The following is a 537-nucleotide window of genomic DNA, read 5'->3' on the forward strand; positions in this document are numbered from 1 at the left end:
GCTTCCCTTCGGGGCAGCGGTGACAGGTGGTGCATGGTTGTCGTCAGCTCGTGTCGTGAGATGTTGGGTTCAGTCCCGCAACGAGCGCAACCCTTATCGCCAGTTGCCAGCATTTCGGATGGGCACTCTGGCGAGACAGCCGGTGAAAGCCGGAGGAAGGTGGGGATGACGTCAAATCATCATGCCCCTTATGTCCTGGGCTACACACGTGCTACAATGGCCAGTACAAAGGGAAGCGAACCCGCGAGGGGGAGCCAATCCCAAAAAACTGGTCTCAGTTCGGATCGCAGGCTGCAACTCGCCTGCGTGAAGCCGGAATCGCTAGTAATCGCGGATCAGCATGCCGCGGTGAATACGTTCCCGGGCCTTGTACACACCGCCCGTCACACCACGAGAGTTTGCAACACCCGAAGTCGGTGAGGCAACCCTTCTGGGAGCCAGCCGCCGAAGGTGGGGCAGATGATTGGGGTGAAGTCGTAACAAGGTATCCCTACCGGAAGGTGGGGATGGATCACCTCCTTTCTAAGGAGCTCTTCA

Annotated in this window: 1 rRNA gene; it reads left to right on the forward strand. The window is 58.5% G+C overall.

The features are described 5' to 3' along the window. A 16S ribosomal RNA gene (locus tag I8U19_RS17145) occupies positions 1 to 522 on the forward strand; the annotation flags it as partial. Positions 523 to 537: the final 15 nt, after the last annotated feature.

The organism is Thermoactinomyces sp. CICC 10523, assembly GCF_016055105.1.
GTDB lineage: Bacteria > Bacillota > Bacilli > Thermoactinomycetales > Thermoactinomycetaceae > Thermoactinomyces_A > Thermoactinomyces_A daqus.